The organism is Pseudomonas sp. NY15364, from assembly GCF_048068235.1.
In the GTDB taxonomy this organism is placed as follows: domain Bacteria; phylum Pseudomonadota; class Gammaproteobacteria; order Pseudomonadales; family Pseudomonadaceae; genus Aquipseudomonas; species Aquipseudomonas mendocina_D.
In genome coordinates, this window is sequence record NZ_JBLUPX010000005.1 from 121177 (window position 1) to 136707 (window position 15531).

The following is a 15531-nucleotide window of genomic DNA, read 5'->3' on the forward strand; positions in this document are numbered from 1 at the left end:
TTTGGATCTTGCGATTTACAGCAATTTGCCCGGATTCATCAGCCCGGCCGGATCCAGCGCATGCTTGACCCGAGCCATCAACTCCAGTTCCAGCGGCGCCTTGTAGTGCTGCGCGGCCAGGCGCTTGGACTGGCCCAGGCCATGTTCGGCGCTGATGCTACCGGCATAGCGCAGGGTCTGGTCGTAGATCACCCGCATGATCGCCTCGGCCTGCGCCTTGAAGGAACCATCTTCGGCACCGACCGGTTTGCTGATGTTGTAATGCAGGTTGCCATCGCCGACGTGACCGTAGGCGACGATGCGCACACCCGGGAAGGCCTGCTGCAGTGCGGCATCGGTAAGTTCGATAAAGTCGGGAATACGGCTGACCGGCACGCTGATATCGTGCTTGAGGCTTGGCCCCTCATGGTTCTGCGCCTCCGAGATGCCTTCACGCAACGCCCACAAGGCGCGCACCTGAGCGTCGCTGGCGGCGACCACGGCATCCAGCACCACGCCCTGCTCGAAGGCGCCGCCGAGGCCCTCTTCCAGCAACTCGTTCAAGGGCGCGTTGGGCTGGGTGTCGCTCAGCTCGATCAGCACGTACCAGGGATGCATGTCGGCGAAGGGATCGCTGACACCGGTGACATGACGCAGGACGAACTCGACGCTTTGCCGCGACATCAGTTCGAAGCCGGTCAGGCGGTCGCCGCACAGGCTGCGCATCTGCCCGATCAGCTCGACGGCCGCTTGCGGGCTGGGCAAGGCGACCCAGGCGGTGGTCAGGCTGCGCACGGCCGGGAACAACTTGAGCACGGCGGCAGTGATGATACCCAGGGTGCCCTCGCTGCCAATGAACAGGTGCTTGAGGTCGTAGCCGGTATTGTCCTTGCGCAACCCGCGCAGGCCGTCCCAAATGCGCCCATCGGGCAACACCACTTCCAGGCCCAGCGTCAGGTCACGCATATTGCCGTAGCGCAGCACCGCAGTGCCGCCGGCATTGGTCGCCAGGTTGCCACCGACCGTGCAGCTACCCTCGGCACCCAGCGATAGGGGGAAGAGCCGGCCGACTTCGGCAGCGGCCTCCTGCAACTGCTGCAGGATCACCCCTGCTTCGACAGTGATGGTTTCATTGCCCACGTCCACTGCGCGGATGCGCTTCATACGCGTCAGCGACAGCACGATCTGCGCGCCGCTGTCGTCCGGGATCGAGCCGCCGCACAGGCCGGTATTGCCGCCTTGTGGCACCAGGGCGACGCCGGCCTGCGCGCACAAACGCACCACGGCGGCAACTTCCTCGGTCGAAGCCGGGCGCAGCACGGCAGCCGCCTGGCCACGGTAGGCACCGCGCCAGTCGCTCAGGTAACTCTGCATACGCTCGGCGTCAGTGATCAGACCAGCCTCGCCGACCGCCTCGCGCAATGCCTGCAGCAGATCATCGGACAGGCCACTCATCTCAGGTCACCGGCGCCGGGTTGAACAGCACCAGGTCGTTGTGCAGGCGCAGGTGCTCGGCGCAGGTCTGCTTGCGACCGCTGGCCACGTCCAAGTAGAGCTGGAAGATGTGCCAGCCCATTTGCTCCAGCGTCATGCGCCCGGAGACGATCTGCCCAGCGTCGACGTCGATCAGGTCCGGCCAGCGTTCGGCCAGTTGCGTGCGCGTGGCCACCTTGATCACCGGCACCATGGACAGGCCATAAGGCGTGCCGCGACCGGTGGTGAAGATGTGCAGGTTCATGCCCGCCGCCAGTTGCAGGGTGCCGCAGATGAAGTCGCTGGCCGGCGTGGCGCAGAACCACAGGCCCTTGCCACGAATGCGCTCGCCCGGCGCGACCACCCCGGCGATGGTGCCGTTGCCGGACTTGGCAATGGAGCCCATGGCCTTCTCGACGATGTTGTTCAGCCCGCCCTTCTTGTTACCCGGCGTGGTGTTGGCACTGCGATCGGCCATGCCACGTTGCAGATAGCGGTCATACCAGTCCATCTCGCGAATCAGCGCATCGGCCACCTCGACACTGGCGGCACGCGGCGTCAGCAGGTGGATGCCGTCACGCACTTCGGTGTTCTCGGAGAACATCACGGTAGCGCCGGCGCGCACCAGCAGGTCGGCAGCCACGCCAAGGGCCGGGTTGGCGGTGATACCGGAGAAGGCGTCGCTGCCGCCGCACTGCATGCCGACCACCAGTTCGGCAGCCGGCACGGTCTCGCGGCGACGCTGGTCGAGCACCTTCAGGCGATCCTCGATCATGCCCATGATCTGCTCGACCATGCCGGTGAAGCCGGTGCCGGAATCCTGCAGGCGGAACAGCCAGTCTTCCTCGTCCATACCGTTGGTGAGCTGGTCGCCATCCATCAACTGGTTGGCCTGCAGCTTCTCGCAGCCGAGGCTGATAACCAGAGCCTGGCCACCGAGGTTGGGGTTGCGGCTGATGTTGTACAGGGTGCGGATCGGCACCACGGCGTCCGGCGCGTTGATCGCCACGCCGCAGCCGTAGCTGTGCGACAGCGCCACTACGTCGTCGACGTTGGGGTATTTGGGCAGGACTTCCTTGCGCACGCGCTCGACCACATGATCGAGCACGCCGACCACGCACTGCACCGTGGTGGTCACGCCGAGGATGTTACGGGTGCCGACGCTGCCGTCCGGGTTGCGGAAGCCTTCGAAGGTGTAGCCCTCCAGCGGCTCGCCGGGGTCGGCCTTGATAGTCGCCTTGGGCAGGTTGTCCAGCACCGGCGGCTCGGGCATGCGCAGCACCTGCTCGGTGACCCAGCTGCCGGCGGCGATGGATTTGAGCGCATAGCCGATGACCTCGCCATAACGCACCACCTCGCCGCCTTCGGCGATATCCACCAGCGCCACCTTGTGGCTCTGCGGGATGCCTTCGATAGCCGTCAGGCCATCGTCGAACTGGCCGCCCGCGGCAACACCCTGGTCATTGACCACCACACCGACGTTGTCGCTCGGGTGCAGGCGGATGTAACGGGGCGAATCCTGATGGGGAATCAACTGCATGACGCTTGCTCCTGTTGTGCGTTCAGGATGCCGAGCCAGACGCAGCGTCCAGCTCGACCCTGTGAATACGGCCGACGATCAGGCCGAAGCTCACGACCGCCAGCAGGGCATTGAGACCAACATAGGCCAATGCCCAATCGAATGATCCGGTACGGCTGACCAGGTAGCCGATGACTATGGGGGTGGTGATCGCTGCCAGATTGCCGAAGGTGTTGAACAACCCGCCGGACAAACCGAGGATCTGCCGTGGCGAGGTGTCCGCCACCAGCGTCCAGCCCAGGGAGCCGAGGCCCTTGCCGAAGAAGGCCAGGGCCATCAGCGCCACCACGGCGGCATCGCTGTCGACGTAAATGCACAGCACCACCGCGCTCGACAGCAGCAGACCAAGCACCATCGGCAGCTTGCGCGCCAGAGTCAGCGAATGGCCGCGGCGCAGCATGCCGTCGGACAGCAAACCACCCAGCACGCCGCCAACACAACCGCTGATGGCCGGCAAGGCGGCGGCGAAACCGGCGCCGAGGATGCTCATGCCGCGTGCCTGCACCAGGTAGACCGGAAACCAGGTGAGAAAGAAGTAGGTAATGGCGTTGTTGCAATACTGGCCAAGGTAGATGCCAATCATCGTGCGTTGGCGCAGCAGCAGGCCCAGGTAGCGCCACTGCGAACCGCCGCTACCGCCGCGCTGCCCTTCCAGATCGATCAGCGCCCCGCCCTGCTCCAGGTGGGCCAGCTCGGCTGCGCCGATGCGCGGATGCTGACGCGGGCCGTGCAGCTGTTTGAGCCAGACGAACGACAGCGCCAGACCGAGACAACCGAGCACGATGAACACCGACTGCCAACCCAGGGTTTGCACCACCCAGCCCATCAAGGGAGCGAACAGCGCAGTGGCAGCATACTGCGCAGAACTGGAGATGGCCGTAGCGGTGGCGCGCTCGGCAGTGGGAAACCAGGAAGCGGTGATCCGCGCATTGCCCGGAAAGCACGGCGCACTGGCAAAGCCCACCAGCAGCCGCAGCAAAAACATCGAGGTTACCGCCCAGGTGGTCGGCAGCCAGCCGACGAAGCCTTGCAGCAGGGTCAGCGCCGACCAAGTGAACAGTGCCAGGGTATACACCGCCTTGGTGCCAAAGCGGTCGAACAGCCAACCGCCCGGTATCTGCCCGATCACATAGGCCCAGCCGAACGCCGAAAAGATGTAGCCGAGCGTCACCGCGTCGATGCCCAGGCCGGCCTGCATCGCCGAACCGGCGACGGAGAGGCTGGAGCGATCAGCGAAGGTGATGGTGGTGACCAGAAACAGCATCAGCAGAATGCTGTAGCGCACACGACCCGGTTTGGCATCTGGCATCGGCAAGGCTCGTGAGACAGAAGGAAAGGCTGAGCCCGTAGGCGGGAGCGAACATCCCCGTAGGGTGGGCCGGGCGGCGCTCCGCTTCGGCCCATGGGCATCAACCCGTAGGGTGGGCTTCAGCCCACCGACTGCATTATTGGTGGGCTGAAGCCCACCCTACGGAAGTCCACCCTACAGGACTGCGGACCTGACTCAACGTACCAGGCAGGGTTTCTTGTTATTGAAGGTCCAGCCCGGAATCAGGTACTGCATGGCCACCGCGTCGTCACGCGAACCCAGGCCCTTGACCCGATACAGCTCGTGCGCCTTGGCCAACGCATCCCAATCCAGCTCGACGCCGAGGCCCGGCGTTTTCGGCACCTGCACCAGACCACCTTCGATACGCAGCGGGTTGCGCGTCAGGTACTGGCCGTCCTGCCAGATCCAGTGGGTATCGATGGCGGTGACGCGACCCGGCGCCGCAGCGGCGACGTGGGTGAACATGGCCAGGGAGATGTCGAAGTGGTTGTTGGAGTGCGAGCCCCAGGTCAGGCCCCAGTCGTTGCACATCTGCGCCACGCGTACCGAACCGGCCATGGTCCAGAAGTGCGGGTCGGCCAATGGGATATCCACCGATTGCAGGGAGATGGTGTGGCCCATCTGCCGCCAGTCGGTAGCGATCATATTGGTCGCAGTCGGCAGGCCGGTGGCACGGCGGAACTCGGCCATCACTTCACGACCGGAGTAACCGTTCTCGGCGCCGCACGGGTCTTCGGCATAGGCCAGCACGCCATGCAGGTCGCGACACAGGGCAATGGCCTCGTCCAGCGACCAGCCGCCATTCGGGTCCAGCGTCACACGAGCCTCAGGGAAGCGCGCGGCCAGGGCGCGGATCGCCTCGACTTCGGCCTCGCCATGCAGCACACCGCCCTTGAGTTTGAAGTCGTTGAAGCCATAGCGCGCATGTGCGGCCTCGGCCTGGCGGACGATGGTTTCCGGGGTCAATGCGGTCTGGTTGCGCACGCGCTCCCAGGTGTCATCGGCATCGCGCTCATCGCGGTAGCCGAGATCGGTCTTGTCCTTGTCACCGACGAAGAACAGATAACCGAGCATTTCCACCGCATCGCGCTGCTGGCCTTCGCCGAGCAGTGCTGCCACCGGCACACCGAGGTGCTGGCCGAGCAGATCGAGCAGCGCGGACTCCAGTGCAGTGACAGCGTGGATGGTGATGCGCAGATCGAAGGTCTGCAGGCCACGGCCGCCGGAATCACGATCAGCGAAGGCGCGGCGCACCTGATTGAGCAGCGCGTTGTAGTTGCCGACCGGCTGGCCGACGAGGATCGAGCGGGCGTCTTCGAGGGTCTTGCGAATGCCCTCGCCACCGGGAACTTCGCCGACACCGACGTGGCCGGCGCTGTCCTTGAGAATGAGGATGTTGCGGGTGAAATACGGGCCGTGGGCTCCGCTCAGATTGAGCAGCATGCTGTCTTGACCGGCGACTGGTACGACTTGCAGCTCGGTGATCAGCGGAGTGCCGACAGCGGCAGGAATCTGTGAAGTCATGAGCGTTACCCTGTTGTTCTTGTGCGGGTTCGACAATGGTTCAACGCCGTCGCGCCCGGACTTCCGGGGCGCGGCCAGGCCGCTCGCCGCAGCGAGCGGCCCTCTGCGCTATTACTGCGCGCCTTGGGCTTCGATCAGCTTGGCCAGGGCTTCGTACTCGTCCGGCAGCAGATCGGTCAGTGGTGCGCGTACCGGACCGGCATCGTAACCGACGATTTTGGCACCGGCCTTGACGATGCTCACGGCATAGCCGGCCTTGCGGTTGCGGATGTCCAGGTACGGCAGGAAGAAATCGTCAATCAGCTTGCCAACGGTGGCGTGGTCTTCGGCTGCGACGGCGCGGTAGAAGTCCATCGCGGTTTTCGGGATGAAGTTGAACACGGCCGAGGAATAAACCGGTACACCCAGCGCCCTGTAGGCGGCGGCATAGACTTCAGCGGTCGGCAGGCCGCCGAGGTAGGTCAGACGCTCGCCCAGGCGACGACGGATCGACACCATCAGTTCGATGTCACCCAGACCGTCCTTGTAGCCGATCAGGTTCGGGCAACGCTCGGCCAGTTGTTCCAGCAGATTGGCGTTGAGGCGGCAGACGTTGCGGTTGTAGATCACCACACCGATGTTCACCGACTTGCACACCTGCTCGACGTGAGCGGCAACACCTTCCTGGGACGCTTCGGTCAGGTAGTGCGGCAGCAGCAGCAGGCCCTTGGCGCCCAGACGCTCGGCTTCCTGCGCCATCTGGATGGCAATGCGGGTCGGACCGCCAACACCAGCCAGGATAGGCACGGAATTCTCACAGGTATCCACGGCGGTCTTGATCACGGCGCTGTATTCGTCCGGCGCCAGGGAGAAGAACTCGCCAGTACCGCCGGCTGCGAACAGAGCGGAAGCACCGTAAGGTGCCAGCCACTCGAGACGGCGCACATAACCAGCCTGATTGAAATCACCGGCAGCATCGAAGTCGGTCACCGGGAAAGACAGCAGACCGGAGGAGAGGATGGACTTAAGTTCTTGTGGATTCATTATGCGAACACCCTTTTAAAGCGAGTTGTGGGAATGACGTCAGCCGTAGCTGTAGAGATACGTTATCGTACAACAACAAAAAAAACACCAGTTTTTGTATTACCCGTTCGTCGAAGTTTTTATCGCCTTCGCCCAGCCTGCCCGCAAATCCGCTGCGTAAGCGTGAAAGCTCAGCCTAGAGCAGGCTCCATCATGGCGCCAGAAGAGATGGCAGCGCAATCATCATTAATCATGAGCAGCGTTGACAGGCCAGGAACAGGCTGGTACTAATTCCATCAAGTCATACGACAACCTATGACATTCCAATAAAAACAAACGAGGCCCTGGTCATGTCAAAGACCTTCACTGCCGCCCCACCCTGCCATCGTGCCGACCATCGCACCGATGTCAGCAGCCGCCTGAACAGCGCAATCCGCGCAGGCCTCGTTGCCGTCTTTGCCCATGCTCTCACTTGCCACCGCGCGGATCGCACGATGATCCCGGTGCACGACTGAACCGTACCTTTGCCATTGCGGCCGAGGGCCGCACCAGTTTCGGAGCCCCAGCCAAGATGTACGAAGCCTCCCGCAGCAGCACACCCCAGATCGTCGAGATGCAGGTCATTCCGGTCGCCGGCCATGACAGCATGCTGCTCAACCTGTGCGGCGCCCATGCCCCCTACTTCACCCGCAACCTGGTGCTGCTCAAGGACAATGCCGGGCGCATCGGCTGTGGTGAGGTTCCCGGTGGCGAAGGTATCCGTCAGGCGCTGGAGCGCTGCCGCGAGCTGGTGATCGGCCAATCGGCCGGCCGTTACAACCATGTGCTCAATCGCCTGCGTCAGGCCATCGCCGGCCCGGCCAAAGGGCCGCAGACCACCCAGCATCAGGTCACCTCCGAATCCGAAGCGCGTGTACTCAAGCAACCGCACGAGATCAACCTGCGCCTGGACAACGTGATCACCGCGGTCGAAGCCGCCCTGCTCGATCTGCTCGGCCAGCATCTCGACGTGCCGGTGGCCGAACTGCTCGGCAGCGGCCAACAACGCGACAGCGTGCCGATGCTCGCCTACCTCTTCTATATAGGTGAACGCCAGCGCACCGACCTGCCCTATCTTGCAGGTAAAGGCTCGGCAGATGACTGGTATCACCTGCGCCATCAGGCCGCGCTGACGCCGGACGCCATCGCCCGCCTGGCCGAAGCGGCGCATGCGCGCTACGGCTTCAATGACTTCAAACTCAAGGGCGGCGTGATGCGTGGCGCCGAAGAGATGGACGCAATCCGCGCGATCAAGGCGCGCTTCCCCGATGCCCGCGTAACCCTCGACCCCAATGGCGCCTGGTCACTGGATGAAGCCATCGCCCTGTGCCAAGGACAAGGCCACGTGCTGACCTATGCCGAAGACCCTTGCGGCCCGGAGAATGGCTACTCGGGTCGCGAGATCATGGCCGAGTTCAAGCGCGCCACCGGCATCCCCACCGCCACCAACATGGTCGCCACCGACTGGCGGCAGATGGGGCACTCGTTGCGCCTGGAGGCCGTGGACATTCCCCTGGCCGACCCGCACTTCTGGACCATGCAAGGCGCCGTGCGCCTCGGTCAGGTCTGTGAAGAGTTCGGCTTGACCTGGGGTTCGCATTCGAACAACCACTTCGATATTTCCCTGGCCATGTTCACCCATGCCGCTGCGGCCGTGCCCGGCCGCGTCACGGCTATCGACACCCACTGGATCTGGCAGGAAGGCGAGGAACGTCTGACCCGCGAGCCGCTGCAGATCGTCGGCGGCCAGGTGCAGGTCTCGGACAAGCCCGGCCTCGGTATCGAGCCGGACATGGAGCGGATCATGGTCGCCCACGAGCTTTACAAAAAGGTGGCCAACGGCGCGCGTGACGACGCCATGGCCATGCAGTACCTGGTTCCGGGTTGGCAATACGACCCGAAACGTCCCAGCCTCGGCCGCGACTGACTCGCGCGGCTTTTATCCCAACCCGGAGTATTCCAATGAAAAAAACATTCCGCGCCTCCCTCCTTTCTGCCCTGGTCGGCATGGGTGTCCTGACCACTCATTCCGCCACCTTCGCCGATGACGTGAAATGGCCGACCCGCCCCGTCCAAGTAGTGGTAATCGCCAACCCAGGCGGCGACACCGACTTCAACGCCCGCATGATGGCCAAATACTTCAACGAGATCACCGGCAAGACCATGGTAGTGACCAACGTCGCTGGCGGCGGCGGCACCCTGGCGGCCGAACAGGTCAAAGGCGCTGCGGCGGATGGCAACACCATCCTGTTCACCCACCCGGGCCAGTTGATCGTCAACGAAGTGGCCGGCCTGACCGAAGACAGCTACGAGACCTTCGACGTTTCCTGCATCGCTGGCGTCGACAAGAGCACCGTGTTCGTCGCCTCCAAGCAGTCCGGCGTGACCAGCATGAAAGACCTGGTCGACAAGTCCAAGGCTAACCCGGGCAGCATCACCTACGGCACCGAGATGGGCAGCTTCTCCCACCTGCAAGGTCTGATGCTGGAGAAACTTACCGGCGCCAAGCTGAAGATGGTCGACGGCGGCACCGTCTCCGACCGCGTGGTCGGCATGCTCGGCGGCCGCCTGGACATGGGCGCCATCACCTACGGTTCCGTACAGGACTACGTGCAAGGCGGTCAGATGGTCGCACTGGGCCAGCCCAACGCCGAGCGCAATGCCATGCTGGGTGAAGTACCGACCCTCAAGGAGCAAGGCCTCGACATCACCATGGACAAGCCCTACGTAGTGGCCTTCCCGAAAGGCACCGACCCGGCGATCGTGAAGAAGATGTCCGACATCATGCAGCAGATCACCGAGCAGCCTGCCTACGCTGAAGACCTGAAGAAGTTCAAGCAGCCGGTCGCGTTCTTCGCCACCGAAGACGCCAAGCAGATTCTGGCCAAGACCCGCGAAGACTTCATGCAGTTCAAGGATGAACTGCGCAAGGCCAAGTAAGCCATACCGCAGCGCCGGCCCGACCGATTCGAGCCGGCGCTTCGCCTCAGAACACCGAGGTACACGATGAACACCCTGAACAAGAAAGAGCTGATCATCGGCCTTGCCATGCTCGGCGCCAGCCTTACCTATCTGGTTCTGGCTCAACAGCTGCCCGGGCATGATGGTGTCGATGCGGCCACGGTGCCGAAACTGCTGGCCGGATTCCTGTCTCTGCTTGGCCTGATGCAACTGGTCAGCGCCTTTGCCAAACCCAAGGCCGCTGCCGAACCCGCCGCCAGTCCGGCTCCTGCAGAAGCCGAAGAGCCAACTGTTGAAATTGTCGAGCCGAAGACCGTCATCAAGACACTCGGCCTGATCCTTGGCTATATGGCCCTGCTCGGCCCTGTGGGTTTCCCGATCATGACCGTGGTTTACCTGTATCTGCAGTTCCTCGTGCTGACCCCGGTAAACCAGAAAGCCAGACACCTGACCTATCTGCTGATCGCCGTCATCTGCTCTGCGCTCATCTTCCTGCTGTTCCGCGAGGCCTTCGACCTGTTGCTGCCCGCCGGCCTGCTGAACAATTTCATCTGAGGATCGACCATGCTCGAATTACTGCAGCAAGGCTTCGGTGCCGTCTTTTCACTGAACATCATGATGCTGATGGCTGTCGGCGTGGCCATGGGCATCGTCTTCGGCGCCGTGCCCGGCCTGTCGGCGACCATGGCCGTGGCGCTATGCCTGCCGCTGACCTTCACCATGGGCCCGCAAGCGGGTCTGTCGCTGCTGGTCGCATTGTTCATTGGCGCCACATCCGGAGGCCTGATCTCGGCGATCCTGCTGAAGATTCCGGGAACACCTTCATCGATCGCCACGGTCTTCGACGGTGGCCCGCTGATGGAGCAGGGGCACGGCGTCAAGGCGCTGGGCGTCGGCATCGTGTTCTCCTTCCTCGGCACCATCTTCAGCATCGTCGCGCTGATGTTCATCGCTCCGCAGCTGGCCAAGGTCGCCCTGAGCTTCGGCCCGCATGAATACTTCGCCATCGCTGTATTTTCCCTGACCCTGATCGCCACCCTGTCGGCCGGTTCCATGGTCAAGGGGCTGTTCGCCGGTACCCTGGGCATCGCCGTGTCCACCGTAGGTATCGCCCCGGTCGAGGCAGTGCGCCGCTTCACCTTCGGCGTCAGTGAGCTCAATGGCGGCTTCTCGATGCTCACGGTAATGATCGGCATGTTTGCCGTGGCCGAGATCATCAAGCTCGCCGAAACCGGCCGCCATGCCGTACAGGGCAAGGCCAGGTCGGTGAGTATGAAGAACATCAAGGGCTTCGGTTTCTCGCTCAAGGAATTCCGCGAGCAACTGCCCAACGCCGGTCGCTCCGGCCTGATCGGTCTGGGCATCGGTATCCTGCCAGGCATCGGTGCGGGCACCTCGAACCTGGTGTCCTACATCATCGCCAAGAAACGCGCGAAAGACGGGCACACCTACGGCAAGGGCAACATCGGCGGCGTGGTCGCCAGCGAGACGGCTAACAACGCCGGTATCGGCGGCGCCATGATGCCGCTGATGACCCTGGGCATCCCCGGCGACACCGTCACCGCGATCATGCTCGGCGGCTTCCTGATCCACGGCATCCAGCCCGGTCCGCTGCTGTTCATCAGCCAGGGTCCGCTGGTGTACACCATCTTCGCCGCGCTGATCGTCGCCACCTGCATGATGCTGTTCATGGAGTTCTACGGCCTGCGCCTGTTCATCAAGCTGCTCGACGTGCCCAAGCACATCCTGCTGCCGATCATTCTGGTGCTGTGCGTGGTCGGTGCCTTCGGCCTGTCCAGCCGCCTGTTCGACGTCTGGTCGATCCTGCTGTTCGGTCTGCTCGGTTACGCCTTCGTCAAGGCCGGTATGCCGGCGGCGCCGTTCATCATCGGCTTTATCCTCGGGCCTATGGCGGAAACCAACCTGCGTCGCGGTCTGATGCTGTCGGACGGCAGCTTCGCCGAGTTCTTCACCAATCCGATTGCCGGCACCTTCCTCGGCCTGGCATTGGTGTTCGTGCTCTGGCAGGTGTTCAGTGCATTGCGCCCGAAACCCAGCGCGATCAACGAAATACTTCGCACCTGACCCATCCCACCTTTCCCCTCGCCAACACGGCGAGGGGACTACCCGCATCTCCCCTCTCACGCCCGCACTCCAAAGGCGTCCTGCGCCACTGTCCAGCCCGCCACCTGCTCGCTCAGACTCAGGCCTAGCCCGGCCCGCATCGGCACCTGCATGCAACCGCCACGAATCTCCAGGCGTTCGTTGAACAAAGGCTCCAGCCACTCGAAATGCTCCACCCAGGTGGCATGCTCGTAGGCAGCCGCCAGATGGATGTGCAGTTCCATGACGAAGTGCGGCGCCATGACCAGGCCGTGCCGTCTGGCCACCTCGGCAACCTGCAGGAACGGCGTGATACCACCGACTCGCGGTGCGTCATGCATGATCACGTCTACCGCGCCGCGCTCCACGTAAGCGCACGCCTCGGCTGCGCTACTGAGCATCTCGCCGCTGCCGACCGGCGTAACCAGTTGCGCGGATAACGCCGCATGCCCCTCCAGATCGTGCGCATCGAGCGGCTCCTCGATCCAGGTCAGGTTGAGCTCTTCCAGAGCGCGCCCCATGCGCAGCGCCGTGGTGCGATCCCACTGCTGATTGACGTCCACCATCACCGCCACTTCATCACCGAGGGCATGACGCAAGGCCCGCACGCGGCGTAAATCCTCAGTTTGATTCGGCTGCCCGACCTTGAGCTTGATGCCACCGATGCCGCCCGCCAGCGCCTGCCCGGCGCGGTCGATGACCTCCTCGATGGGCGCCTGCAGGTAGCCGCCAGAGGTGTTGTAGCAAGGCACCGCATCACGCTGGGCGCCGAGCAGCTTGGCCAGCGGCAAACCGGCCCGCCGCGCCTTGAGATCCCACAACGCCGTGTCGAACGCCGCGATGCTTTGCACTGCCAGACCACTGCGGCCGATGGAGGCACTTGCCCAACTGAGCCGCCCCCATAAACGGGCGATATCGTTGCCATCTTCGTTGAGCAGCAGCGGTGCCAGCTCGCGGGCGTGAGCGTATTGCGCCGGGCCACCGGTGCGCAGGGTGTAGCTGAAGCCGAGCCCGGTATGCCCCTGGCGGGTTTGCAGCTCGACGAACAACAGGCTGACGGCCGACAGCGGCAATTGTCGACCAGTGGACACCTTGGCATCGCTCACGGCCCGAGCCAGTGGCAGATCCACCGAGCGTAGGCCGATCCAGGTGATCGGATCAGGGGTGTAAAGGTCGAGACTCATCGTCACTCCGGGCGCGAAAGCGTGGAGCGATGATGGACGCCGCCATTGATCCAGGTCTAATCTAGTTTTCTACTCAATTGATACCTGGATTGAATCAGTGTTCGAGCTATCGCAACTGCGCTGCTTCACTACCCTGGCCGCAGAGCTGAATTTCCGCCGCGCTGCCGAGCGCCTGAACATGACTCAGCCGCCACTGAGCCGGCAGATCCAGCTGCTCGAACACCAGTTGGGCGTGGCGTTGTTCACCCGCAGCACCCGCTCGGTGGCGTTGACGGCAGCTGGCCGCGCCTTCTTCGTCGAAGCCCAGGCGCTGCTCGACCAGGCCCACCGCGCAGCGCAAAGCGCCAGGCTGGCTGCCATCGGCGAAAGCGGCGCACTCAACATCAGCTTCGTCGCCAGCGCGGTGTATGACGTGCTGCCGCGCGCGATCACCACCGCCAAGCGCGAACGCCCTGGGGTGGATATCGCCTTGCTGGAGATGAGCACCTTCGAACAGGTGCAGGCACTGCGCGCCCGGCGTGTGGACCTGGCCATCGTGCGGGCGCCCTTGCAACAACCCGGGCTGATCAGCGAATGCCTGCTGCGCGAACCCTTCGTGCTGGCTGCGCCCGCCGAACATCCACTGGCGCAGCACGAAAGGCCGACCCTGGAAATGCTCCATGGCCAACCCTTCATCCTTTATGCACATACCGCCTGGCAGCCCTTCAACGAACTGCACACCGGCCTGTTTCGCGCCAGCGGCATCCAGCCGGAGTTCGTTCAGGCGCTGGGCTCGACCCTGACCATCCTGTCGCTGGTCAATGCCGGCATGGGGCTGGCACTGGTGCCGCGTAGCGCCAGTGCCATCCGCTTCGAGCAGGTACGTTTCCGCGAGCTGCCGCTACCCGAAGGCATAAGTGGGGAGCTGCATCTGGTCTGGCGCGACGACAACGACAACCCGGCCTTACCGTCGATGATCGCAGCTGTGCGCCAGGCCGCGCTCGACATCTACCCACAGAGCTGACGCGTCAAGCGCGTTTGCCGACCTCTGCCTGCTGCACCGTCCAGCCGGCAACCTGCTCGCTCAGACTCAGACCCAGGCCCGGACGAGTCGGCACCAACATGCGTCCGTCGCGAATCTCCAGGCGCTCGTTGAACAACGGCTCCAGCCATTCGAAATGCTCGACCCATGGCTCGCGCGTGTGGCTGGCGGCCAGGTGCACGTGCAGCTCCATGGCGAAGTGTGGCGCCAGGGTCATGCCAGCCTGCTCGGCCAGGGTCTGCACGCGCAGGTACGGGGTGATACCGCCCACCCGCGGCGCATCGGGCATGAGGAAGTCAGCGCCGCGCTGGCGAATGAATTCCCAGTGCTCGGCCGGGCTGGTGAGCATCTCGCCGGTGGCGATTGGTGTATCGAACAGACGCACCAGCTCGGCGTGGCCTTCAGCGTCGTAGCAGTCCAGCGGCTCCTCGATCCAGATCAGGTCGAAGGGCTCCAGGCGACGGCACATGCGCCGCGCGGTCGGGCGGTCCCATTGCTGGTTGGCGTCGACCATCAGCGGGAAACTCTCGCCCAGATGCTCACGCACTGTGCTGACGCGGTGAATATCCAGTGCCCAGTCAGGCTGGCCGACCTTGAGCTTGATACCGCCGATGCCCTTCTCGCGGGAGATATCGGTGTTCTTCAACAACTGGTCGAGCGGCGTGTGCAGAAAGCCCCCGGAGGTGTTGTAGCAGCGCACCGAATCACGATGGCTACCGAGCAAACGTGCCAGCGACAAGCCACTGCGGCGCGCCTTGAGATCCCACAGGGCGACGTCGAAGGCACCGATGGCCTGGCTCGCCAGGCCGCTGCGACCGACCGAAGCACCGGCCCAGCACAGCTTGTCCCACAGCTTGGCGATATCACTGGGGTTCTCGCCGATCAGGTTCGGCGCCACTTCCAGGGCATGGGCGAACTGGCCCGGGCCTCCAGCACGCTTGGAGTAACTGAACCCGAGGCCACGATGACCATCGCGGGTTTCGATCTCGGCGATCAGGATGGCAATCTCGGTCATCGGCTTCTGCCGGCCGGTGAGCACCTTGGCATCGCTGATCGGGTTGGCCAGCGGCAGCGCTACCGAGCGCAGACTGAGCCAGGTGATGCGGTCATCATCGGCGCGTGGGCTGGAGTTATCGGTCATGACTCTTCCTCGTGATGAAAGTCGGCGCCCCGATGGGTCGCCAAAAATGGACAACCCGAGTCAGATTAATATGATTGCGCAATCATTCAAGCATCGAAATCATCTGCTGTTCCCTGGCTGATCCGGCACCGCGACGACTCATCTAGACATTTCACAAATCTGCAACATTCGCCCACTACGCTGAGCGTGTCCCGC

General features: G+C 63.6%; 12 protein-coding genes. 5 read left to right on the top strand and 7 right to left on the bottom strand.

Features of this window, described 5'->3' with window-relative positions:
• Window positions 1-15 precede the first annotated feature (15 nt).
• From ACNFCJ_RS06580 to kdgD, 5 genes are all read right to left on the bottom strand, one after another.
• Window positions 16-1434 (bottom strand): FAD-binding oxidoreductase, encoded by a 1419-nt coding sequence (locus ACNFCJ_RS06580; protein WP_416770472.1) that lies wholly within the window; start codon window positions 1432-1434, stop codon window positions 16-18.
• 1 nt (window position 1435) lies between these two features.
• The gene (gene garD, locus ACNFCJ_RS06585) at window positions 1436-2992 is read right to left on the bottom strand and encodes a galactarate dehydratase (protein WP_416770474.1); all 1557 of its coding nucleotides are present in this window, start codon (window positions 2990-2992) and stop codon (window positions 1436-1438) included.
• 22 nt (window positions 2993-3014) lie between these two features.
• Window positions 3015-4340 carry an MFS transporter gene (locus ACNFCJ_RS06590; protein WP_416770477.1) on the bottom strand — a complete coding sequence of 442 codons (1326 nt, stop codon included), beginning with the start codon at window positions 4338-4340 and terminating at the stop codon, window positions 3015-3017.
• Window positions 4341-4535: 195 nt separating this feature from the next.
• The gene (gudD, locus tag ACNFCJ_RS06595; RefSeq protein ID WP_416770478.1) at window positions 4536-5885 is read right to left on the bottom strand and encodes a glucarate dehydratase; all 1350 of its coding nucleotides are present in this window, start codon (window positions 5883-5885) and stop codon (window positions 4536-4538) included.
• A gap of 111 nt (window positions 5886-5996) precedes the next feature.
• Window positions 5997-6908, bottom strand: a complete 912-nt coding sequence (kdgD, locus tag ACNFCJ_RS06600) for a 5-dehydro-4-deoxyglucarate dehydratase (protein ID WP_416770480.1) — start codon at window positions 6906-6908, stop codon at window positions 5997-5999.
• Window positions 6909-7458: 550 nt separating this feature from the next.
• Here kdgD and ACNFCJ_RS06605 point away from each other — a divergent pair.
• From ACNFCJ_RS06605 to ACNFCJ_RS06620, 4 genes are all read left to right on the top strand, one after another.
• Window positions 7459-8853, top strand: a complete 1395-nt coding sequence (locus tag ACNFCJ_RS06605; RefSeq protein WP_416770482.1) for an enolase C-terminal domain-like protein — start codon at window positions 7459-7461, stop codon at window positions 8851-8853.
• Between the two features lie 35 nt (window positions 8854-8888).
• Window positions 8889-9866: a tripartite tricarboxylate transporter substrate binding protein gene (locus ACNFCJ_RS06610; RefSeq protein WP_143506035.1), complete on the top strand. Its 978-nt coding sequence runs from the start codon at window positions 8889-8891 to the stop codon at window positions 9864-9866.
• A gap of 66 nt (window positions 9867-9932) precedes the next feature.
• On the top strand, window positions 9933-10442 hold the full coding sequence (locus ACNFCJ_RS06615; protein WP_143506034.1) for a tripartite tricarboxylate transporter TctB family protein: 510 nt from the start codon (window positions 9933-9935) through the stop codon (window positions 10440-10442).
• Window positions 10443-10451: 9 nt separating this feature from the next.
• Window positions 10452-11972 (top strand): tripartite tricarboxylate transporter permease, encoded by a 1521-nt coding sequence (locus ACNFCJ_RS06620; protein WP_125881101.1) that lies wholly within the window; start codon window positions 10452-10454, stop codon window positions 11970-11972.
• A 56-nt stretch (window positions 11973-12028) separates the two neighbouring features.
• Here the strand turns inward: ACNFCJ_RS06620 and ACNFCJ_RS06625 are convergent, their stop codons facing one another.
• On the bottom strand, window positions 12029-13174 hold the full coding sequence (locus tag ACNFCJ_RS06625) for an L-talarate/galactarate dehydratase (RefSeq protein ID WP_416770484.1): 1146 nt from the start codon (window positions 13172-13174) through the stop codon (window positions 12029-12031).
• Window positions 13175-13271: 97 nt separating this feature from the next.
• On the opposite strand from ACNFCJ_RS06625, the gene ACNFCJ_RS06630 reads away from it, so the two are divergent.
• Entirely contained in the window at window positions 13272-14177 is a 906-nt protein-coding gene (locus ACNFCJ_RS06630; RefSeq protein ID WP_179575774.1) for a LysR family transcriptional regulator, read from the top strand.
• A gap of 4 nt (window positions 14178-14181) precedes the next feature.
• Here the strand turns inward: ACNFCJ_RS06630 and ACNFCJ_RS06635 are convergent, their stop codons facing one another.
• A complete protein-coding gene (locus tag ACNFCJ_RS06635) occupies window positions 14182-15336 on the bottom strand; it encodes an L-talarate/galactarate dehydratase (protein WP_416770485.1) in 1155 nt (384 codons plus the stop codon).
• Window positions 15337-15531: the final 195 nt, after the last annotated feature.